Origin of the sequence: Photobacterium sp. GJ3 (assembly GCF_018199995.1) — a bacterium.
GTDB lineage: Bacteria > Pseudomonadota > Gammaproteobacteria > Enterobacterales > Vibrionaceae > Photobacterium.
Genome location: NZ_CP073578.1, coordinates 658,763 through 679,983 on the forward strand (window position 1 = coordinate 658,763; position 21,221 = coordinate 679,983).

18 protein-coding genes and 1 pseudogene are annotated in these 21,221 nt (G+C 50.8%); 16 read left to right on the forward strand and 3 right to left on the reverse strand.

Annotated features, from left to right (window positions below; all coding sequences use genetic code 11):
* The first annotated feature begins 23 nt into the window (after positions 1-23).
* The 11 genes from ndk to KDD30_RS03045 all read left to right on the forward strand — a co-directional run bounded on the left by ndk (position 24) and on the right by KDD30_RS03045 (position 12,009).
* The gene (gene ndk / locus KDD30_RS02995; RefSeq protein ID WP_211647331.1) at positions 24-452 is read left to right on the forward strand and encodes a nucleoside-diphosphate kinase; all 429 of its coding nucleotides are present in this window, start codon (positions 24-26) and stop codon (positions 450-452) included.
* A gap of 192 nt (positions 453-644) precedes the next feature.
* Complete coding sequence (locus KDD30_RS03000) at positions 645-1,769, forward strand: bifunctional tRNA (adenosine(37)-C2)-methyltransferase TrmG/ribosomal RNA large subunit methyltransferase RlmN (RefSeq protein ID WP_211647332.1); 1,125 nt, start codon at positions 645-647, stop codon at positions 1,767-1,769.
* Between the two features lie 90 nt (positions 1,770-1,859).
* A complete protein-coding gene (gene pilW / locus KDD30_RS03005) occupies positions 1,860-2,594 on the forward strand; it encodes a type IV pilus biogenesis/stability protein PilW (RefSeq protein ID WP_371826077.1) in 735 nt (244 codons plus the stop codon).
* Positions 2,584-3,588, forward strand: a complete 1,005-nt coding sequence (rodZ, locus tag KDD30_RS03010; protein ID WP_211647334.1) for a cytoskeleton protein RodZ — start codon at positions 2,584-2,586, stop codon at positions 3,586-3,588. Before pilW ends, rodZ begins: the two co-directional genes overlap by 11 nt.
* A 14-nt stretch (positions 3,589-3,602) precedes the next feature.
* On the forward strand, positions 3,603-4,718 hold the full coding sequence (gene ispG, locus KDD30_RS03015; RefSeq protein WP_211647335.1) for a flavodoxin-dependent (E)-4-hydroxy-3-methylbut-2-enyl-diphosphate synthase: 1,116 nt from the start codon (positions 3,603-3,605) through the stop codon (positions 4,716-4,718).
* A gap of 120 nt (positions 4,719-4,838) precedes the next feature.
* Positions 4,839-6,107, forward strand: a complete 1,269-nt coding sequence (gene hisS, locus KDD30_RS03020; protein ID WP_211647336.1) for a histidine--tRNA ligase — start codon at positions 4,839-4,841, stop codon at positions 6,105-6,107.
* A 13-nt stretch (positions 6,108-6,120) separates the two neighbouring features.
* Positions 6,121-6,732, forward strand: a complete 612-nt coding sequence (locus KDD30_RS03025; protein ID WP_211647337.1) for a tetratricopeptide repeat protein — start codon at positions 6,121-6,123, stop codon at positions 6,730-6,732.
* A gap of 12 nt (positions 6,733-6,744) precedes the next feature.
* A complete protein-coding gene (bamB, locus tag KDD30_RS03030; protein WP_211649486.1) occupies positions 6,745-7,902 on the forward strand; it encodes an outer membrane protein assembly factor BamB in 1,158 nt (385 codons plus the stop codon).
* Between the two features lie 150 nt (positions 7,903-8,052).
* Complete coding sequence (gene der, locus KDD30_RS03035; RefSeq protein WP_211647338.1) at positions 8,053-9,558, forward strand: ribosome biogenesis GTPase Der; 1,506 nt, start codon at positions 8,053-8,055, stop codon at positions 9,556-9,558.
* A gap of 415 nt (positions 9,559-9,973) precedes the next feature.
* The gene (locus KDD30_RS03040) at positions 9,974-10,243 is read left to right on the forward strand and encodes a zinc ribbon domain-containing protein (protein ID WP_211647339.1); all 270 of its coding nucleotides are present in this window, start codon (positions 9,974-9,976) and stop codon (positions 10,241-10,243) included.
* Positions 10,244-10,395: 152 nt separating this feature from the next.
* On the forward strand, positions 10,396-12,009 hold the full coding sequence (locus KDD30_RS03045; protein ID WP_211647340.1) for an ABC transporter ATP-binding protein: 1,614 nt from the start codon (positions 10,396-10,398) through the stop codon (positions 12,007-12,009).
* A gap of 26 nt (positions 12,010-12,035) precedes the next feature.
* Here the strand turns inward: KDD30_RS03045 and xseA are convergent, their stop codons facing one another.
* Entirely contained in the window at positions 12,036-13,385 is a 1,350-nt protein-coding gene (gene xseA, locus KDD30_RS03050; RefSeq protein ID WP_211647341.1) for an exodeoxyribonuclease VII large subunit, read from the reverse strand.
* Between the two features lie 291 nt (positions 13,386-13,676).
* On the opposite strand from xseA, the gene guaB reads away from it, so the two are divergent.
* The 4 genes from guaB (at position 13,677) to KDD30_RS03070 (ending at position 18,862) form a co-directional block, all read left to right on the forward strand.
* Entirely contained in the window at positions 13,677-15,140 is a 1,464-nt protein-coding gene (guaB, locus tag KDD30_RS03055) for an IMP dehydrogenase (protein WP_211647342.1), read from the forward strand.
* A 111-nt stretch (positions 15,141-15,251) separates the two neighbouring features.
* Positions 15,252-16,829: a glutamine-hydrolyzing GMP synthase gene (guaA, locus tag KDD30_RS03060; RefSeq protein ID WP_211647343.1), complete on the forward strand. Its 1,578-nt coding sequence runs from the start codon at positions 15,252-15,254 to the stop codon at positions 16,827-16,829.
* Positions 16,830-17,204: 375 nt separating this feature from the next.
* A complete protein-coding gene (locus KDD30_RS03065; protein ID WP_249199177.1) occupies positions 17,205-17,555 on the forward strand; it encodes a helix-turn-helix domain-containing protein in 351 nt (116 codons plus the stop codon).
* Positions 17,549-18,862 carry a type II toxin-antitoxin system HipA family toxin gene (locus KDD30_RS03070; RefSeq protein ID WP_211647344.1) on the forward strand — a complete coding sequence of 438 codons (1,314 nt, stop codon included), beginning with the start codon at positions 17,549-17,551 and terminating at the stop codon, positions 18,860-18,862. The genes KDD30_RS03065 and KDD30_RS03070 overlap by 7 nt, the downstream gene beginning before the upstream one ends.
* Positions 18,863-18,985: 123 nt before the next feature.
* Here KDD30_RS03070 and KDD30_RS03075 read toward each other — a convergent pair.
* Both KDD30_RS03075 and KDD30_RS03080 read right to left on the reverse strand, forming a co-directional pair.
* Positions 18,986-19,125: pseudogene (locus KDD30_RS03075) on the reverse strand (transposase); the annotation flags it as partial.
* A 74-nt stretch (positions 19,126-19,199) separates the two neighbouring features.
* Entirely contained in the window at positions 19,200-20,138 is a 939-nt protein-coding gene (locus KDD30_RS03080) for a LysR family transcriptional regulator (RefSeq protein WP_211647345.1), read from the reverse strand.
* Between the two features lie 61 nt (positions 20,139-20,199).
* Between KDD30_RS03080 and KDD30_RS03085 the strand changes: the two genes are divergently transcribed.
* Positions 20,200-21,183 (forward strand): aldo/keto reductase, encoded by a 984-nt coding sequence (locus tag KDD30_RS03085; RefSeq protein WP_211647346.1) that lies wholly within the window; start codon positions 20,200-20,202, stop codon positions 21,181-21,183.
* Positions 21,184-21,221: the final 38 nt, after the last annotated feature.

Consider the following 21,221-nt stretch of genomic DNA (forward strand, 5'->3'; position numbering starts at 1 on the left):
AATCAAGCATAAGGAATATAATAATGACAATTGAACGTACCTTCTCAATTGTGAAGCCTGACGCCGTGGGACGGAACCAGATTGGCGCAATTTATCACCGGATGGAAAGCGCGGGCCTGACGATCGTTGCGGCCAAAATGCTGCACCTGACTGCCGAGCAAGCGCAAGGCTTTTACGCAGAGCATGAAGGCAAACCTTTTTATGAACCACTGATTGAATTCATGACCTCAGGTCCGGTCATGGTTCAGGTGCTGGAAGGTGAGCAGGCGATTCCCCGCTACCGTGAACTGATGGGCAAAACCAACCCGGAAGAAGCGGCTTGTGGCACCCTGCGCAATGATTTTGCAGAAAATACACGACTGAACGCAGTTCACGGCTCCGACAGCCCTGAATCTGCTGCGCGTGAAATTGCGTACTTCTTCTCTGAGGACGAGATTTGCCCGCGTGGGTAAGCGTCAGCCAGAATTGAACAAACGGGAAGCTCAGGCTTCCCGTTTCCGTATGGAGTCATCCACACGGCTCAACTATGCTTTCTGTGGGAAAAGTGGAAACGCATCGATAAAGTCTGTACAATTTCGCGCCTTGAATCTCCCGTATTCGGGCCACCCAAACGGATCTGTCATTTTTTAGTGAGGCAACAACCGATGACTAATGCCAAAATCAATCTGCTGGATTTTGATCGCGAAGGACTGCGGCAATACTTTGCCGATGAGCTGGGCGAAAAAGCCTTCCGCGCCGATCAGGTCATGAAGTGGATGTATCATTTCGGTTGTGATGACTTCGATCAAATGACGAACATCAACAAGAAGCTGCGCGAAAAGCTGAAAGTTGTCGCTGAAATTCGTGCGCCTTACGTGTCGGAAGCACAGCATTCCTCAGACGGCACCATCAAATGGGCGATGCGTGTTGGCGATCAGGATGTTGAAACCGTGTATATCCCGGAAGATGACCGGGCGACCTTGTGCGTTTCATCTCAGGTCGGCTGTGCGCTGGACTGTAAGTTCTGTTCCACAGCGCAGCAGGGTTTCAACCGGAACCTGAAGGTTTCAGAAATTATCGGTCAGGTTTGGCGTGCAGCCAAAGAAATCGGTGTTGAGAAAGAAACGGGTCGCCGCCCAATCACCAATGTGGTGATGATGGGGATGGGTGAACCGCTGCTCAACATGAAAAACTTGATCCCGTCGCTGAAAATCATGCTCGACGATCTGGGTTTCGGCCTGTCCAAGCGCCGCGTCACCGTTTCGACTTCGGGTGTGGTTTCTGGTTTGGAGCAAATGATCGGAAAAATCGATGTTGCACTGGCGATTTCTCTGCACGCAGGAAACGATCAGCTGCGTTCTGAAATCATGCCAATTAACGACAGATACAACATTGAAACCTTCCTGGATGTTGTCCGTCGTTATGTGGCTTCTTCGAATGCGAACCGCGGGAAAGTCACCGTGGAATATATCCTGCTCGATCATGTTAATGACAGCATGGATCATGCGCGTGAGCTGGCCCAAACGCTGAAAGATACCCCAGCGAAAATCAACCTGATCCCGTTTAACCCGTACCCGGGCTCGCCTTACCGTAAACCAAGTAATTCCAGAATCGATCGGTTTATGAAGACCTTGATGGAATATGACTTTACGGTCACCGTGCGGAAAACGCGCGGGGATGATATTGATGCAGCCTGCGGACAGTTGGTGGGAGATGTGATTGACCGCACGAAAAGAACCATGGCCAAGCAAGCCCATGGTGAACCAATTCCGGTTAAAGCGGTCTCATAACCAAGAGATGCCACCCTGAAGAGGGCATTTCAGGGATGCGTGCAGGGAGCAATGATGGTCCGTCAGAGACTGTATCCAATCACAAGCGGCATGATAGCCGCTTGTTTTTTAATGGGCTGTGTGACCGTAGAATCGCCAGCCAAGCGACAATCCGTTGATCCTGTTGCGGCTTCTGATGCCAGAGTGACGCTGGGCCTGAGTTATCTGGAGCGCGGCCAGTGGCAGCGCGCCCATCTGAATTTGCAAAAAGCACTCGATGCCGCCCCCGCTTATCCAAGAGCACAGTTGGCATTGGCACATTATTACCAGAAAGTGGGTGAAAATCGTTCAGCTGAAGCACTCTATGTCCGGGCTTTGCAAGATTCCCCAAAAAATGGCGATGTGCTTAATAACTATGGTGTATTCTTGTGTAGTGAAGACCGCTACGGTGAGGCGATTTCGGCTTTTGACCGAGCCGTCCTGCAACCGGATTATTTTCAGGTCGCATCCAGCTATGAAAATGCTGCTTTGTGCAGCATGAAGCAAGGGAATGCGACAGAGGCAGCGGATTATTTCAGAAAAACACTGGATCATGAACCATACCGGCCAGTCGCCATGCTGCAACTGGCGAAAATAGAGATGAGCGACGGTCAATTCCGTGCAGCCGATGACAGACTGGCTCAGTTCAGCCAGCGTTATGGTGAGACTGCTGATAGTCTTCTTCTTAAAATTCAGTTGTCCCGCCGGAATGGTCGCCTTGATCGGGTGGAAAAATATGCCGAATTGTTAAGACAACAATTTCCTGATTCTCAGCAATATCAGAATTATCTAGCCAATGAATACTGAACAGAACGAAGAACGAGTAACGGAAGACGTCATTCGTCCGGGCGACATACTCCGTCAGGCGCGTGAGCAGCTAGGCTATTCTCAGAAGGATGTCGCTAGCCGCTTGCGTTTGCGGGTATCAGTGATCGATGACATTGAGCAAAACAGATTTGATGAAGCACAAATGGCCACGTTTACCCGTGGTTATGTAAGATCTTATGCCAAGTTTGTCGGACTGGATGTAAACGATGTCTTGAGTAAGCTGGAGAGCTGCGGCCAGGGGCAACCTCAGGCGCAGACCATGCAAAGCTTTTCCCGTAAAACTAATCGCGAAAAACATGACAGCCGGATCATGGGGCTGGCCTGGATTTTCGGCGCCGTAGTCGTCGGAATGACCGCGGCCTGGTGGTGGCAGGCAGAGCAGAAAACCGAAACACCGGTGATCACCGAACAAGCCAGCACAGGCTCCCAGCCATTGGATGAGTCTCTGGCGGGCACGACGGATGAACTCGGGACCATGAGTCGCGATGACGTGAGTGCGATTGCAGAAGGGATCACTCAGCCACAGTCACCGGAAACGGCCAATGCTGTGGGTGAAGAGTACAGCAACGCTGCGACAGATAATGATTTGCCCCTCAGTACTTTTGATGAAGCAGCGCAGAATCCGGGGAGTGAAACACAACCTGGCTTTCTCGCTGATGAGGCAGGCAATGCTCTCTTTGATGAGGTGACTGAATCGCTGACTGCAGAGACGACGCTGGCAGAAGAGGTGCAGGTTCCGGATCTGAAACTGACATTTAACGGTGATTGCTGGATTGATATCCGCGATGCAAAAGGCAAACAGCTTGAAACTGGGATTAAAAGTTCCGGTGATGTGGTTTCTCTGGACGGTCAGGCACCGTTTAAGATAGTGCTCGGTGCGCCGAGTGTTGTTACAATGAGCTTTAAAGGTGAACCAGTTGATCTGAGCGGCTATCCGGCCGGTAAAGTCGCCCGGTTGAAATTGCCGTTGTAAGCAGAGAATGAGAGATGCATAACGAGTCCCCGATTAAACGTCGTCCGTCTACCCGAATTTATGTAGGCAAAGTGCCGATTGGTGATGGTGCGCCGATTGCTGTGCAGTCGATGACCAACACCCGAACCACCGATGTCGAAGCAACGGTTGCACAAATCCGTGCTCTGGAAAAGGTAGGGGCAGATATTGTCCGTGTCTCTGTTCCGACGATGGATGCGGCAGAAGCTTTTAAGTTAATCAAACAGCAAGTGAATGTGCCCTTGGTGGCAGATATTCACTTTGATTACCGGATTGCTTTACAAGTGGCGGAGTACGGGGTGGACTGCCTGCGGATCAATCCGGGAAATATCGGCCGCGAAGATCGCATTCGTGCCGTTGTGGATTGTGCCCGCGACAAGAATATCCCTATCCGGATTGGGGTGAATGGCGGCTCTCTCGAAAAAGATCTGCAGCTCAAATACGGTGAACCCACCCCTGAAGCGCTGGTTGAATCTGCCATGCGCCATGTCGATATTCTGGATCGTCTGAACTTTGATCAGTTCAAAGTCAGTGTGAAAGCCTCCGATGTGTTCCTGGCCGTTGAATCCTACCGCAAATTGGCGAAAGAAATTCAGCAACCGCTGCATCTGGGGATTACGGAAGCGGGTGGTGCCCGTGCGGGTGCTGTGAAATCTGCTGTGGGCCTGGGGATGCTGCTGGCTGAAGGGATCGGGGATACACTGCGTATCTCTCTGGCCGCAGATCCGATTGAAGAAATCAAAGTGGGCTTTGACATTCTGAAATCGCTGCGCATCCGCTCCCGGGGCATTAACTTTATTGCCTGCCCGACCTGTTCCCGTCAGGAATTCGATGTGATCGGAACCGTGAACGAGCTGGAACAGCGCCTGGAAGATGTGACCGTACCGATGGACGTCTCTGTGATTGGCTGCGTCGTCAACGGTCCGGGTGAGGCGGAAGTGTCGCATATGGGGATTGCCGGCGGTAACCGCAAGAGTGCTTTTTATGAAGACGGTGTCCGTCAGAAAGAGCGCTTCGACAATGATAATGTGATCGACCAACTGGAAACGAAAATCCGTGCCAAAGCAGCAATGCTGGATCAGCGCAACCGGATTGACGTGATCGAAAAGTAAGCCTTTTCTGTTTACCTTGCCCCGGAATCCTGCGGGGTAAGGTTCACAACGACCTGCAGAACCGATATATTCGGTTTAATCTATTCGAACTTAATCCCCTTCGGTGAATTGAGAATCAACGTGGCGAAACAAATTCAAGCAATCCGAGGCATGAACGACTGCCTCCCATCCCAGTCTCCACTGTGGCAAAAAGTGGAAAATACCGTGAAACAGGTCGTCAGCGCCTACGGTTATCATGAAATCCGTATGCCGATTGTCGAAATGACGAATCTGTTCAAACGTGCCATTGGCGAAGTGACCGATGTGGTTGAGAAGGAAATGTATACCTTCGAAGACCGGAACGGCGACAGCCTGACATTGCGACCAGAAGGAACGGCGAGCTGTGTCCGTGCCGGGATCGAAAATGGTCTGCTGTACAATCAGGAACAGCGTCTGTGGTATATGGGCCCGATGTTTCGTCATGAACGACCACAGAAAGGCCGATATCGTCAGTTCCACCAGTTCGGTGTTGAAGTTTTTGGCATTGAAGGGCCGGATGTTGATGCAGAGCTGATCATGATGACGGCCCGTTTGTGGCGTGAGCTGGGTATTGACAAGCATGTGCGCCTGGAGCTGAACTCCATTGGTTCTTCTGATGCGCGTGTTGCTTATCGTGAAGCGCTGGTTGCTTTCCTTGAACAGCATATTGAAGTACTGGACGAAGACTGCAAACGCCGGATGTATACCAACCCGATGCGTGTTCTGGACTCCAAAAATCAGGCGGTACAGGAACTCCTGGCGGATGCACCGAAGTTGTCTGAGTATCTGGACGAAGATTCCAAAGCACATTTTGCCGGATTGTGTGAACTATTAGACGCTGCTGGCATCGAATACCAAGTAAATGAACGCCTTGTGCGTGGTTTGGATTATTATAACCGCACTGTATTTGAGTGGATCACCAACAGTCTGGGTGCTCAGGGCACTGTCTGTGGTGGTGGCCGCTACGATGGCATGGTTGAACAACTGGGTGGCCGTGCAACGCAGGGCGTCGGTTTCGCCATGGGCCTGGAACGTCTGGTGCTGATGATGGAAGAGCTGAAGCTGACTGACGTTCGTCGCAGTGTGGATGTTTACGTGGTGACGGCTGGTGAAGGCACGCTGATGGCGGGCATGAAGCTGGCAGAATCACTGCGTGAAACGGTTCCGGGTCTGCGGGTCATGAGCCACTTTGGCGGGGGGAACTTTAAGAAGCAGTTCAAACGTGCGGATAACGTTGGTGCTGTGGTTGCCCTGGTTCTGGGTGAAAACGAAATCGCAGACAATACTGTGGTGCTGAAAGACCTTCGTGGTGGCGAGCAGCAAACTTTACCTCAGGCAGAGGTTGCGGCCAAGCTGGCAGAATTGATTTAAGAGAGGACAGGACGTGGACGTCAATACCACTGAAGATCAACAGATTGAATCCATCAAAGCATGGATGAAGGAAAACGGGAAAGCCGTTGTGCTTGGCGCCGTATTAGGTTTAGGTGGCCTGTATGGCTGGCGTTATTACCAAAGTGAAGTTCAGACGGCCAAAGAGCAGGCCTCGGAAGCTTACTCTCAGGCCGTGCAGGCACTGGCCAGTGGTAACGACGAAGCGATCAGCCAGACACAAAGCTTTATTCAGAGTCATGAAAGCAGTCATTATGCGGTGCTCGCTGCATTGCAACTGACCAAAGTACAGATCGAGAAAGGCGATCTGGATGCGGCTGCCGAACAATTGAACTGGGTCACCAGTCACACGGAAGATTCTGCACTGTTAGCCGTTGCGCATACGCGACTGGCGCGGGTTCTGGCCGCACAACAATCGTTTGATACTGCGTTGTCTGAGCTCGATAAAGTGACTGCAGAAAGCTGGCAGGGCAAAATTGCTGAACTGCGCGGTGATATTCTGCTGCAAAAAGGTGACAAGTCCGCTGCACGTAATGCTTATCTGGATGCGAAGGATCAAGGCGCTTCACCTGCACTACAGATCAAGCTCGACGATTTAGCCCAGTAAAGGCGACAGATGATGCGCAAGCGATTGAAGCAAGCTTTAGCTCTGGCCGTTGCCATTGGTGTGTTAAGTGGCTGTGCCAGTGAGGAAGAAGCGGTACAGATGGCACCTTTGCCAGCTGTGACCAATCAGTTCACGCCCGTGCAGGACTGGACTCGCAGCATCGATGATGGTGTACAGCATTTTTACTCTCGTCTGGTGCCTGTGACGGGGTATGGCAAGCTCTATGTTGCCAGCCGGAACGGTTTGATCGAGGCACTTGATCCGGTAACAGGTCAATTGGTCTGGGAACATCAGATCGACGCGGAAGAGAGTGCCAAGCTCTCGGGCGGCCTGTCTGTGGCATATAATAAAGTGTTTGTCGGCAGCGAAAATGCTGAAGTCATTGCACTGGATGCTGAAACGGGTGAAGAAGCCTGGCGTGTCAAAGTGGATGGCGAGGTGCTTGCAAAACCATTGGCAGATGAAGGCATGGTGATGGTCAATACCAGCCGAGGCATTCTGCAGGCCATGGATGCACAAACGGGTGCCACGAAATGGCAAATCAGCAGTGAAGTGCCAACGCTGACGCTGCGTGGTGACAGCGCACCGGTGTCGATTTCCGGTGGCGTCTTCTGGGGACAAGCGAATGGCCGTTTAGCCGGCGCTTATATCCAGAATGGCCAGTTGATCTGGCAGCAACCTGTCGGGCAGCCTCAGGGTGCGACTGAGATTGATCGTCTGGTCGATGTCGATGCGTCGCCGGTGATTGATGGGGGCCGTTTGTATACAGCAGGTTATAACGGCAATCTGATTGCCATTGATCTGCGCAGCGGTCAGCAAGTCTGGAAGCGGAATTATTCGTCGGCAACAGATTTTGTGATTGAGTCTGGCGTGCTGTATCTGGTGACGGCAGAGGATCATCTGGTCGCTGTCGATATCCGCAGCGGGACGGAGTTGTGGCAAAATTCCGAGTTGTCACACCGGATACTCAGCGCGCCTGCTGTGATTGGCGGACGTCTGGTGGTCGGTGACAGTCTGGGCTATCTGCACTGGTTGGATCCGCTGAACGGTGAGTTTGTCGCTCAGCAACAAACAGACGGCAGCGGCATTTCAGTCCCGCCGTTGGCACTGAACGATGGGTATCTGGTGGTGACCCGAGAAGGCAAACTGAGCAAAATGCATTTGCCTTAGTCACAGGCCTATTCTGTGATAAGATTAACGCTTCGGCTCCTGTTTGTGTTCGCATCAGGGGCCGTTGTTATTCTACCCGTGGCGTCGTGATTGTCGTTTGAGACAAACATGGCTTCATTAAGATGATGAAAAGATAGAGGTAAGCTCATTATGATTCCTGTAGTTGCCCTTGTCGGGCGCCCGAACGTGGGTAAATCGACGTTGTTTAACCGTCTTACCCGCACCCGGGATGCGCTGGTCGCTGACTTTCCTGGCCTAACCAGGGATCGTAAGTACGGTCGAGCAGAGCTCGAAGAGAACGAATTTATTGTCATCGACACTGGCGGTATCGACGGAACAGAAGAAGGCGTTGAAACCAAAATGGCAGAACAATCGCTGATGGCGATTGAAGAAGCCGACGTGGTTCTGTTTCTGGTGGATGGCCGTGCCGGACTGACGGCAGCGGACGAAGCCATTGCCAAGCACCTGCGCAGCCGCGATAAACCGACCTTCCTGGTTGTGAATAAAATCGACGGGATTGATGCAGACAGCGCTTGTTCCGACTTCTGGAAACTGGGTGTAACCGAAATGCACCAGATTGCCGCGTCGCAGAACCGGGGCGTGACTGCGTTAATGGAGCGTGCGCTGGCGCCATTTGTGGAAGCCTGGACAGCCCGTCAGACGGAAGATGAAGAGTTAGTCGATATCGAAACGCTGGATTCGGTTGAAGCGATTGAAAAAGCAAATCTGACCGAAGAAGATGCGGAAGCGGCTTACAAGCGTCTGCAGGAGCAGCCGATTAAGCTGGCAATTATCGGCCGCCCGAATGTGGGTAAATCTACACTGACTAACCGGATTCTGGGTGAAGAGCGTGTGGTTGTGTACGACATGCCGGGCACCACGCGTGACTCCATTTATATTCCAATGGAACGTGATGGACAGGAGTATGTCCTGATTGATACTGCGGGTGTTCGTCGACGCAAAAACATGAATGAAGCCGTTGAGAAATTCTCGGTGATTCAGACACTGAAAGCGGTTGAAGATGCCAACGTTGTATTGCTGGTGATTGATGCCCGTGAAAATATCTCTGATCAGGATCTGAGCCTGTTAGGCTTTGCCCTGAACGCTGGCCGTTCACTGGTTATTGCCGTCAACAAATGGGATGGTCTGGATAACGAAGTCAAAGAGCGTGTGAAGTCTGAACTGGACCGCCGTTTGGGCTTTGTTGATTTTGCCCGGATTCACTTTATTTCTGCATTGCATGGGACAGGCGTAGGTCATTTGTATGAATCGGTCCGGGAAGCATATCAGTCTGCGACCAAGCGAATCAGTACTTCTTTGCTGACCCGCATTATGCAAATGGCACAGGATGATCACCAGCCGCCAATGATTCGTGGCCGACGTGTGAAACTGAAGTATGCGCACGCAGGGGGTTATAACCCGCCGATTGTGGTGATTCACGGGAACCAGGTGAATGAATTGCCTGGCGCTTATAAGCGTTACCTGATGAACTATTATCGTAAAACGCTGGAGATGATGGGAACACCGATTCGTATTCAGTTCCAGAACAGCGATAACCCGTACGGCAATATGAAACGTCAGAAGCTGACCGTTTCTCAGGAGCGCCAGCGTAAACGACTGGCAACCGCGCTGAAGAACAGAGAACAAAATCAGTAATCCACCAGAACCCGGCCAGTGTGCCGGGTTTTTTTTGATCTGAATCTGGGGAAATCGATCCTCTGGCAGGAACAATGGGATCAAATAACGCAGATTATGCTGCCCGATTTGGGTTGTGTGATCACGGCAGAAACAGGCTAACTTATTGTTAACCCAATCAGAAATTGAGAAATCAGATCAAAGGTTATGTTTTGGTTCATTCTGGATCTCGACGAAAAAAGGACAGGTTTGTGTATTTTATCCTGTTTAAAATCCAAATACAGCACATGTAACTTATGCTTTCGGGAAGTGTATTGATAAATATTCTTTTCAGGGGTGATCGCTGATCATTCCGGACTTTGTCGTTGATCATGTCTTTGTTGCGGATCCCTGCTATCGTCATCTCAATGGTGTTATTCATGGAGCAGACCATCTGATGTCACAGTCATTCTGTCCGGTTTGTCAGCTGCCGTTGTTATGGCAATTGGGCGGGTATTATTGCGCGCACTGTCAGAAAAAGGTCGTTAAGGAAGCATTCTGCGATGATTGCGAGCATCTATTGGAGCGCGTCAACGCTTGTGGTGCCGACAATTATTTTTGCCCGCATTGCAATACCCTTAAATCTAAGTCGCGGGCGCGGATTACTTTTCGGATTGCAGCGCCTGATTCACAGAAAGATTCAGGAAATCCTTCTTCCTCGGCATAGATTTTCCGGACAAAAACGATCTGAGCCTGATTTTTGCCATTTTTTACTGCTGATTTCGTATGAATCTGTAGTCAGCCTCCTTGTTTCAATATACTCTTATTTGCCAATAATTCTCATTATTACTTATGGACGAGAAACGTAAGGGTTCAGGTATGAATAAGCACAAGTCGCTGCTGACAGTCGATGCACTGTCGGTGTCGTTCACGATGGAAAGTGGTACCGTAGATGCGGTGAAATCAATGAGTTTCACCCTGGATAAGGGGCAGACACTGGCCCTGGTAGGTGAGTCCGGGTCTGGTAAGTCGGTCACTTCCAGTGCGGTGATGGGGTTGTTGCCAAAGAATGCGCGTGTTTCACCGACAAGCCAAGTTTGGTTTCAGGGCACTGAACTGCTTGCTTTGCCGGATAAAAAACTACGTCAATTCCGGGGTGGGAAGATTGCCATGATTTTCCAGGAACCCATGACCTCGCTGAACCCTTATATGCCCGTTGGCGAGCAGGTTGCGGAAGCGATCCGGTGCCACCGGAATGTGTCCATGAAAGCTGCGATGGAAGAAACGCTGGCTTTGTTTGAGCGGGTACATTTACCGGATCCCCGGAAACGTCTGCGTCATTATCCCCATGAATTCTCTGGCGGTCAGCTGCAACGGATCATGATTGCGATGGCACTGGCGAATAAGCCAGATCTGCTGATTGCCGATGAGCCAACTACGGCGTTAGATGTGACAGTACAGGCGGAAGTGCTGGCTTTATTGAAAGAAATTCAGGCTGAAATGGGGATGGCCATTTTGTTCATCACCCATGATCTGGGTGTTGTACGGCATTTCGCCGACGATGTGGTTGTGATGTGTAAAGGGGAAGTTGTCGAGACGGGCTCCGTCGAGAAAGTGTTCCATCAGCCGGAAGACCCCTATACCCGGATGTTGCTGGATGCTGAACCGAAACCTGTCGTGCGAGACGATAACTCTTCTTCTCCTCTGATATTGCAGGCTGAAGACGTCCGTGTGAATTATGTGCTGAAATCGAACTGGCTGGGCCAGCCAACCGAGTATCTTGAAGCGGTGAAGGGGATCAGTCTCCAATTACGTCAGGGCGAAACGCTGGGGATCGTGGGCGAATCCGGCTCAGGAAAATCAACACTGGGCCGCGCACTCATGCAGCTGCTACCTTCAACCGGAAATATTGCCTTTGAAGGCAAGAACATGAACCAGATGACTGCTTCGGAGCGATTTGAGCTTAAGCGGCACATGCAGATGGTCTTTCAGGATCCGTTTGGTTCTCTGTCACCGCGGATGACTGTCGGGGAAATCATTACGGAACCGCTCACGGTCTTCACCAAGATGACCCGGGCAGAACGGATGCAGAAAGCGCGTCAGGTATTACAGGAAGTGCGTCTGGACCCACACAGTATCAACCGCTATCCTCATGAGTTTTCCGGTGGGCAGCGTCAGCGGATTGCGATTGCACGAGCGCTGATTTTTGAGCCGAAATTCATTTTGCTTGATGAACCAACATCGGCGCTGGACCGTTCCGTTCAGCTGACGGTACTGGATCTTCTGAAAGATATTCAGCGCAAACACAATATCGGCTTTCTATTTATCAGCCATGACTTGGCAGTGGTGCGTGCCATTTCTGATCATGTCATGGTGATGCAGCGTGGCGAAGTGGTTGAGCAGGGAACGCCTGATCAGATCTTTGACCATCCTCAGCAGGCTTATACTCAGCGTTTGATCAGCGCGTGTATGCTGATTGAAGACGCCGCTTAAACGTTAATCTGAATCGGGAATATCGCTCAGTCGGTGACGGTGGAGCGAATATCACCATCGGCCAGTGTGGTTTTCAGTGTATCGCCGGTTTTCACCTGAGCAGCACTGCGGATCACCTGGCCGTTGTCATTTCTTGTGATGGAGTATCCGCGCGCCAGAGTGGCTAGCGGACTGACCGCATCCAGAGTTTCGGTCGCGATGGCGAGCTGGTGCCGGGCGTTGACCAGTCGACGGTCCATGGCATCCAGTAATCGGCGCTGTTGAGCGTTCAACTGTGCAGACAGTTTTTCCAGTCGCTGTGCCGGCGTGTGCAATGCCAGTTGATACTCGCAGCGGTGAAGGTGTTGCTGACGATCGGCCACCTGCTTGCGTATGGCACGTTCCAGACGGTTTCTTAACTCATCCAGGCGCTGACTCTGCTGATTCAGCTGTACCTGCGGATGCTGGCGATCCAGACGGTGCTGCCAGCGCACAAGCTGGCTCTGACGACCTGACAGATAATGGCGCATCGCGTGTCGCAGGTGCTGCTGACGCTGGTTGATTTTCTGAAGCTGAGCACTGAGATCACGGCTCACCAGTTCTGCCGCGGCAGAAGGCGTTGGCGCACGCATATCGGCCACAAAATCAGCAATGGTGACGTCCACTTCATGCCCGACGGCACTGATAATCGGAATTTGGCTGGCTGCAATTGTCCGGGCGACGATTTCCTCGTTAAAAGCCCATAAATCCTCGAGAGAGCCGCCCCCGCGTCCGACAATCAGAACATCGCATTCCTGTCGGGCATTGGCCCGGCCGATGGCCTGCGCAATGGAAATCGCAGCGCCGTCACCCTGAACTATGGTCGGGTAAATCACAATGGGTAGCCCGGGATCCCGGCGTTTGAGCACGTTGAGAATATCGTGCAGTGCTGCACCGGTTTTGGAGGTGATAATGCCGACCCGTTTCGGTTCTTCCGGCAAGGGCTGTTTGAGACTCTGTGCAAACAAACCTTCTGAAGCCAGCTGCATTTTTAGTTGTTCAAACTGTTGCTGCAGGCGGCCATCGCCTTCTGGCTGCATACTTTCGACAATCAGCTGGTAATCGCCACGCGGCTCATACAGGGAAAGTCTGGCTTTCACCAGCACCTGATTACCATTGGCCGGACGGAACGTTACTCGCTGATTGTTGCCACGGAACATGGCGCATTTCACCTGAGCCCGCGCATCTTTAAGCGTGAAGTACCAGTGCCCGGAAACAGGCGCTGAAAAGTTAGACAGCTCGCCGACCAGCCAGACAACCCCCATCTCATTTTCCAGTAACAGACGCACCTGTGCGTTGAGGCTGGAAACAGTGAAAATACGCTTGTTCTGAGATGAAGCAGTCGGGTATAGACTCACGGCAACGGGACCTGTATTTGCAGGAATAGACTTAGCTGAGGATGGTGCCCGAAATTGGCAAGAGTATCAAATGAATGTCGTGACGGGGTGGTTGAAAAGTCGACAGACGCAATGAGGCCGGGGAATTTGGCCCGCAGCTCGGTCACTTAAACCGGAATATATTACGTATCAAGTGAAAAGTGTCAATTAATTTTTTTAATTTTTTTCTAGCCAAACGTTTGCTTGGTACGTATAATTCGTCCGCAATATTTTATCCCTTCTTTAAAACCTTACATGGTGTGAGATATTGCGATGTTACGTATCAAACAAGAAGCTTTGACCTTTGACGATGTCCTGCTGGTTCCGGCACATTCGACTGTACTTCCTAACACTGCGGATCTGCGCACCCGTCTGACCAAAACAATCTCGCTGAACATTCCGATGGTGTCTGCATCTATGGATACAGTCACTGAAGGCCGTCTGGCGATTGCGTTGGCCCAGGAAGGGGGCATTGGCTTTATTCACAAGAATATGTCAATCGAGCAGCAGGCACGTGAAGTGCGCATGGTGAAGAAATTCGAAGCGGGTGTGGTTCAGGAGCCGGTGACGGTAAAACCTTACCAGACCATTCTGGATGTGAAGCGCCTGACCGAAGAAAACGGCTTTGCCGGCTATCCTGTTGTTGATGATAATCACGCGCTGGTGGGGATTATCACGGGTCGTGACGTCCGTTTCGTGACGGATCTGTCACAGACCGTTGAAAGTGTGATGACCTCTAAAGAGCGTCTGGCTTCTGTGAAAGAAGGCGCTTCCCGTGAAGAAGTGGAAGCTGTGATGCAGGCGCACCGTGTCGAAAAAGTGCTGGTTGTGAACGACAGTTTCCAACTGAAAGGCATGATCACTGCGAAAGACTTCCAGAAAGCAGAACGTAAACCCAATGCATGTAAAGATTCGCAGGGACGTCTGCGTGTCGGTGCTGCTGTCGGTGCGGGTGCTGGTAACGAAGAACGTGTGAAAGCACTGGTTGAGGCTGGTGTGGATGTGCTGCTGATTGATTCATCACACGGCCATTCTGAAGGTGTCCTGCAACGTATCCGTGAAACCCGCGCCGCTTTCCCTGAGCTGCCGATTGTCGGCGGAAATGTCGCGACAGCCGATGGTGCGCGTGCCCTGATTGAAGCCGGTGTCAGTGCGGTCAAAGTAGGTATTGGCCCAGGTTCAATCTGTACAACCCGGATTGTCACCGGTGTGGGCGTGCCACAAATCACAGCGATTGCTGATGCTGCAGCGGTTGCGAACGAGTACGACATTCCTGTGATTGCCGATGGCGGTATCCGCTTCTCTGGCGATATGTGTAAAGCCATTGCAGCAGGTGCATCCTGTGTGATGGTGGGCTCGATGTTTGCCGGTACCGACGAAGCACCGGGTGAAGTCGAGCTGTATCAGGGCCGTGCTTATAAATCTTACCGTGGCATGGGCTCCCTGGGTGCGATGTCCAAAGGTTCTTCTGACCGTTACTTCCAGACGGACAATGCTGCCGACAAACTGGTGCCGGAAGGTATCGAAGGCCGCGTGGCTTACAAAGGCCACCTGAAAGAGATCGTTCACCAGCAAATGGGCGGCCTGCGCTCCAGCATGGGTCTGACCGGATCGGCAACGATTGAAGATCTGCGCACCAAAGCTGAGTTTGTTCGTATCTCTGGTGCCGGTATGCAAGAGTCACACGTTCATGATGTGACCATTACCAAAGAAGCACCGAACTACCGTCTGGGCTAACCAGCGACAGACAGACCGGTTGCTCAGGCAGCCGGTCTTCGTTAACACGACAGATTTTTTCCGGAGCGGGTAGCCGCTCCTTCAGATTCAATTGATATTTGAGACTGCCCAATGACCACAAATATTCATGCGCAACGTATCCTCATCCTGGACTTCGGTTCTCAATACACACAGCTGATTGCACGTCGTATCCGTGAAATTGGTGTGTACTGTGAACTGTGGAGCTGGGATGTTGAAGAGGCGGATATCCGCGATTTCAATCCGAACGGTATCATCCTGTCTGGCGGTCCTGAGAGCGTGGCAGCAGAAAACTCACCGCGTGCCCCACAATACGTGTTTGAAGCGGGTGTGCCTGTTCTGGGTGTGTGCTACGGCATGCAAACGATGGCAGAGCAGCTGGGTGGTAAAGTTGCCGGTTCCGACATGCGTGAATTTGGTTATGCTCAGGTTGAAGTCGTTGAGCCAACCGCACTGCTGAAAAACATTGAAGATGCTGTGGCAGAAGATGGCCATGCGCTGCTGGATGTCTGGATGAGCCACGGTGATAAAGTGGTTGAAATCCCGGCTGATTTTGTGAAAGTCGCAGCGACCGAAACTTGCCCTTACGCAGCTATGGCAAACGAAGAGAAGCGTTTCTACGGCGTTCAGTTCCATCCGGAAGTCACCCATACCCGTCAGGGACAGCGTTTGCTGGAAAACTTCGTGATGAACGTCTGTGGCTGTGAAAAGCTGTGGACGCCGTCTTCTATCATTGACGACGCAGTTGCCCGCATCAAAGCGCAGGTTGGCGATGACGAAGTGATTCTGGGACTGTCTGGCGGCGTGGATTCTTCTGTCGTTGCGATGCTGATCCACCGTGCGATTGGCGACAGACTGACCTGTGTGTTCGTCGACAATGGTCTGCTGCGTCTGAACGAAGGCCATCAAGTGATGGAAATGTTTGGCGACCACTTTGGTCTGAACATCGTTCATGTCAATGCTGAAGATCGTTTCCTGTCTGCGCTGGAAGGTGTGGATGAGCCGGAAGCGAAGCGTAAGATCATTGGCCATGTGTTTGTGGATGTTTTCGATGAAGAATCGAAGAAACTGAAAAACGCCAAGTGGCTGGCACAGGGCACCATTTATCCGGACGTGATCGAATCTGCGGCGTCGAAAACCGGCAAAGCACATGTGATCAAGTCGCACCACAACGTTGGTGGTCTGCCAGAAGATATGGCCATGGGCCTGGTTGAGCCGCTGAAAGAGCTGTTCAAAGACGAAGTGCGTAAGATTGGTCTGGAACTGGGTCTGCCGTACAACATGCTGTACCGTCACCCGTTCCCTGGACCAGGTCTGGGTGTGCGTGTGCTGGGCGAAGTGAAGAAAGAATACTGTGACCTGCTGCGCCGTGCGGATGCAATCTTCATTGAAGAACTGCATAAAGCCGACCTGTACAACAAGGTTTCTCAGGCCTTCACTGTCTTCCTGCCAGTCCGCTCTGTGGGCGTGATGGGCGATGGCCGTAAGTACGACTGGGTTGTGTCGCTGCGCGCTGTTGAAACCATCGATTTCATGACCGCACACTGGGCCCACCTGCCATACGATTTCCTGGGCAAGGTATCTAACCGCATCATCAACGAAGTCGACGGTATCTCCCGTGTGGTTTACGACATCTCCGGTAAGCCGCCTGCGACGATTGAGTGGGAATAATTTTCCAACCGGAAACGTCTGGCACTACATATCTAAGCCCGCATGATTGCGGGCTTTTTTTGTTTTTGGCTCTGGTCGCTGCTTAAGTCGAAAGTTGTTCAGGTATCCTGTATCCGCGAGTGTTTGGAGCTGAAGGGTGGCAACAACGTTTTGGGACAGTGGCTACACAACACCTGACACGGCCCGATTACAAGTGATATTAACGTGTTTTAATGATTTTATTTTAGGTCAAAAAATGTGTTTATATGACTTTATGACCTGTTTTTAGGTCGTTAGGTTTTTCTTGAATCTTACGTTCGTGACTACCATAATGACTTGTAATCAGGTCATTATGGTAATATTGTGCACTTAAGGACTGAAAAATAGGTCATTATTATGGAGTTTAATATATACGCTATGTCAGATGAGGCACTTTCGCTTGAGCTTGGCCGGCGAATTGAAAGACGAAGGTTGGATAATCAAACGCCTTTTACTCAGTCTGAGTTAGCAAAGAAAGCAGGTATCAGCCGCTCTACCTATCAAAATATGATTGAGGGCAAAGCGACCTTGGTGAATATTATTAAGGTCCTCAGAGTATTGGAGGCTCTGGAAGGAATTGAATCTTTCTTACCTGATCCTGGCATCAGTCCAGTACAACTATTAAAGATGCGAGGTAAGCTCCGACAGCGAGTGAGGGGCGCTGCTGAAAAATCAAAAAGTGAAGATGAGGAGGACTTAGATTGGTAGATAAAAAATACGAGATGGCAAAAGTGAGTATCTTTGGAAAAGACGTCGGAGCTTTAGCAAGAAACTCGGATACTGGTGTCGTGAGTTTCGAATATTTCAAGGAATGGCTGAAAGGAGGATTCGCTATTTCTCATAAGCTACCTCTAAAGTCTGGTGTTTTCAGTTTTCCAAACTTGAGTTTTCCAACATATAAAGGTTTGCCAGCTGCATTTGCGGATACCCTACCTGATGATTTTGGTAATGCAGTCATCAATGCTTGGCTTGCAAGGCAAGGACGCGATCCGCAATCTTTCAGTGCATTGGAACGATTGCTTTATACTGGCACTAGAGGGATGGGGGCACTTGAGTACACTCCAGCTTTAGCAGAAAGAGCTAAAACGAATAGCGAACTGCTTGAAATGGATGCGCTTGTGGTCATGGCGCAATCGGTTCTGGATCAGCGTAATAATATCAATGAAACGATACAAAATGACGATGCGGAGCAGGCATTGTCTGGCATTGTTCAGGTGGGTACATCTGCCGGTGGTGCTCGCGCTAAGGCTGTAATAGCTGTCAATGCAGATCGTACTCAGCTTCGTTCTGGCCAAGTGAATTGTCCTGAAGGGTTTGAGCACTTCTTGATTAAGTTTGATGGAGTGGTAGAACGTTCATCAAGTCGTGAAGTTTTTGGCGATCCGAAAGGGTTTGGCTTGATGGAGTATGCATACTATAAAATGGCCAAAAAGGCGGGTATTGACATTTCTTACTGCGAGCTGCTTAGAGAGAATGGAAGGGCCCACTTTATGACGAAGCGATTTGACCGCATTGGAAATGATAAAGTGCATTATCAATCTTTGTGTGCAATGGATCATGCTGATTTTAAAAAGCCGGGATCTTATAGTTATGAAGAACTTTTTACTCTGTTACGCATTCTAAAATTAGATAGAAACGCGGCACTGGAGACCTTTAGACGTATGGTTTTTAACGTCATGGCTCGCAACCATGATGATCATACAAAAAATTGGGGTTTTGTTTTTAACGACCAAAAAAAGTGGACTTTAGCTCCTGCGTTCGATTTAGCATACAGTTATAAGCCTGGTTCACCTTGGGTGGATAGTCATCAGATGTCTATAAATGGTAAACGCGACAATTTTATTAAACAGGATCTGATGGGGGTATTACCCGAATCCTTGAGAGCAGAAGCGGAAGAAGTCATGAAAAAGGTCCATGAAGCCGTCTTAGATTGGCGAAGAATAGCAACTGATATTGGAGTCGAGTCATCGTTTATCGATGAAATTGAATCTAATCATCGTCTTTCATTGATATAGACTTATGCTGCTGCGAGTTAAGGTGTACGGTTGAGGATAATCTTAACTCTCATGAGGTTGACGCGACTATAACCCATCGTTTATTTATTGATACCAAGGCTATTCTATCTAACTGATTTCTGGGCTGTAGCGTTGAATCCAGGCATAAAGACGATGTGTTGTTGTTCCTAGACGATTGGCCACATCAGCCACGCTATGACCTTTTTCGTAACCTGTTTGACGGCTTCAATTTTGAATTCTTCTGGGTATCGCTTGCTGCTCATCAGCACCTCTCTACGAATCATTTTGTCTGACTAAAAGGTGTCTATCAAGTCGGTGGCTATTCAGGCTGGCTTTTTCATGGCGCTAAACTTTCACGCTTTTCTGTGAGCAGTTGGCTCAGAAAATCAGCGACAGCTCTGATTCTTCGGGAGTGCGCCAGATCGGCATGAATCGCTAACCAGATGGGCTGATCGCAGCCCAGATCACGCTGTACGCAAACCAAATCTTTGGCTTGGGCAATAAAATGAGGCAGAACCGCCATACCAATGCCAGATTGCACGGCGCTGAGCTGAGCGGACATGCTAGTGGTGGTGATGCGGCAAGGTTTTCCGCGCAGCGTACGTTCCAGCCATTGGGCGGCAGGGAGGTGCTGTTGGGTCTCTGACCAGCCAATAAAATCATCCTGTTCCAGAGAACTGCGTCGCTCGGGATCTGAACGGCGTTCTAAGTAGCTTTGGGATGCGTACAGGCCAAATCCCAGTTCGCCTAATCGCCGGATACTGACATGACCGCGTTCGGGTCTCACCATTCGTAAGGCCATGTCGGCATCGCGCCGGTGTAAATTCACAGTCGAGACACTGGTCACAATTTCCAGAGTTAAGTTTGGATGGGCTTCAATGAATCTGGGCAGTGCCGGGATGATGAGATGGTCAGCAAGCCCCTGCGCTGTTGCCAAACGAACGTGCCCCATCACACTCTCATTCTGGCCGCGAACGGCATCGCTCAAGGCATAGCCCGCCAGCTCAAGTGCTTCAGCCTGAGGTATGAGCGCGGCACCTTCATCGGTGAGTTTGTAGCCCAATTGATCTCGGGTGAACAGCCGGACACCTAATGCCGATTCCAGTCGCTCCAGACGTCTGGAGGTTGTGGCAATGCCGAGCTTTAATACCTTTGAGGCGCTGCTCAGTGTGCCTTCTCTCGCGACTGCTAAAAAGATTCGTGTGTCATCCCAGTTCAAGTGCGGGCCGCCCGCTGACTTTCCGTTATCGGAAAACTGATTGCGATTTTCTGTCATATTAAGCTCCATTTTTGGGAAATATACTGAAATACGTTGAACAAACCAAGGGAGAATCACGATGAAAAAACGCATCTTAGGGAACGGGCTGGAAGTGTCGGCGATTGGACTCGGCTGCATGGGAATGAGTGAGTTCTATGGCCCGCGAGATGATCAGGCATCCATGCGGGTACTTCATCAGGCCGTCGAGCTGGGGTGTACGCTGCTGGATACTGCCGACACTTACGGAAACTTTCATAATGAAGCACTGATTGGTGATTTTCTGAAAGAAAACCGTGCTGAAGTTCAGATCGCCACGAAGTGTGGCATTGTGCGTCAACCCGGACAGTATCAACGGCGTATCGACAACAGCCCTGAATATATCCGAAGCGCGTGTGAGCATTCGCTTCGACGCTTAGGCGTTGAGTGCATCGATCTGTACTACATTCACCGTTTAGATCCAAACGCAGCCATCGAAACTACAATGCAGACACTTGCGGCTCTGGTTGCCGAAGGAAAAATTGCTCATATCGGGCTGTCGGAAGTCAGTGCGAGCACGCTGAGAAGAGCGCATGCGGTTCACCCGGTTACTGCCGTTCAAACGGAGTATTCGCTGTGGACGCGTGATGTGGAAGCTGAAATCCTGCCAACCTGCCGCGAATTGAATATTGGCTTCGTTCCATACTCACCGCTTGGCCGGGGGTTTCTGACCGGCCGTTTTCATTCGCAGAGTACTTTCGAGGCCGATGATTCCCGAAAAGCATTACCGCGCTTCACGCCGGATAATCTGAAAGCCAACAGTCCACTTTCTGATGCCGTGATGCAGATGGCGCACGCCAAGTCATGTACGCCCGCACAAATCGCACTGGCCTGGTTGCTGGCGCAGGGCAATCACATCGTGCCGATTCCCGGAACAAAGAGAATCGCGCACCTTGAGGATAATCTCGGTGCCGTCAATATCACGTTAACGCCAGAGGATTTAGCACAAATCGAACGTGCGCTCGGAGATTTTCAGCCTGCCGGGGCGCGCTATACCGAAGAAGGAATGAAAGGCGTGAACGTATAGGTCCATTCATCCATACCTGTGGAAAAATTTTTATTCAA

What these genes read in the sequence shown, in the direction of transcription:
- KDD30_RS03040 (WP_211647339.1), top strand. Translation starts at nt 9,974, where the DNA reads ATGTCACAGTCATTCTGTCCGGTTTGTCAGCTGCCGTTGTTATGGCAA.
- KDD30_RS03000 (WP_211647332.1), top strand. Translation starts at nt 645, where the DNA reads ATGACTAATGCCAAAATCAATCTGCTGGATTTTGATCGCGAAGGACTG.
- bamB (WP_211649486.1), top strand. Translation starts at nt 6,745, where the DNA reads ATGCGCAAGCGATTGAAGCAAGCTTTAGCTCTGGCCGTTGCCATTGGT.
- KDD30_RS03080 (WP_211647345.1), bottom strand. Translation starts at nt 20,138, where the DNA reads ATGACAGAAAATCGCAATCAGTTTTCCGATAACGGAAAGTCAGCGGGC.
- ispG (WP_211647335.1), top strand. Translation starts at nt 3,603, where the DNA reads ATGCATAACGAGTCCCCGATTAAACGTCGTCCGTCTACCCGAATTTAT.
- KDD30_RS03045 (WP_211647340.1), top strand. Translation starts at nt 10,396, where the DNA reads ATGAATAAGCACAAGTCGCTGCTGACAGTCGATGCACTGTCGGTGTCG.
- pilW (WP_371826077.1), top strand. Translation starts at nt 1,860, where the DNA reads ATGATAGCCGCTTGTTTTTTAATGGGCTGTGTGACCGTAGAATCGCCA.
- ndk (WP_211647331.1), top strand. Translation starts at nt 24, where the DNA reads ATGACAATTGAACGTACCTTCTCAATTGTGAAGCCTGACGCCGTGGGA.
- KDD30_RS03085 (WP_211647346.1), top strand. Translation starts at nt 20,200, where the DNA reads ATGAAAAAACGCATCTTAGGGAACGGGCTGGAAGTGTCGGCGATTGGA.
- KDD30_RS03065 (WP_249199177.1), top strand. Translation starts at nt 17,205, where the DNA reads ATGGAGTTTAATATATACGCTATGTCAGATGAGGCACTTTCGCTTGAG.
- der (WP_211647338.1), top strand. Translation starts at nt 8,053, where the DNA reads ATGATTCCTGTAGTTGCCCTTGTCGGGCGCCCGAACGTGGGTAAATCG.
- guaA (WP_211647343.1), top strand. Translation starts at nt 15,252, where the DNA reads ATGACCACAAATATTCATGCGCAACGTATCCTCATCCTGGACTTCGGT.
- rodZ (WP_211647334.1), top strand. Translation starts at nt 2,584, where the DNA reads ATGAATACTGAACAGAACGAAGAACGAGTAACGGAAGACGTCATTCGT.
- guaB (WP_211647342.1), top strand. Translation starts at nt 13,677, where the DNA reads ATGTTACGTATCAAACAAGAAGCTTTGACCTTTGACGATGTCCTGCTG.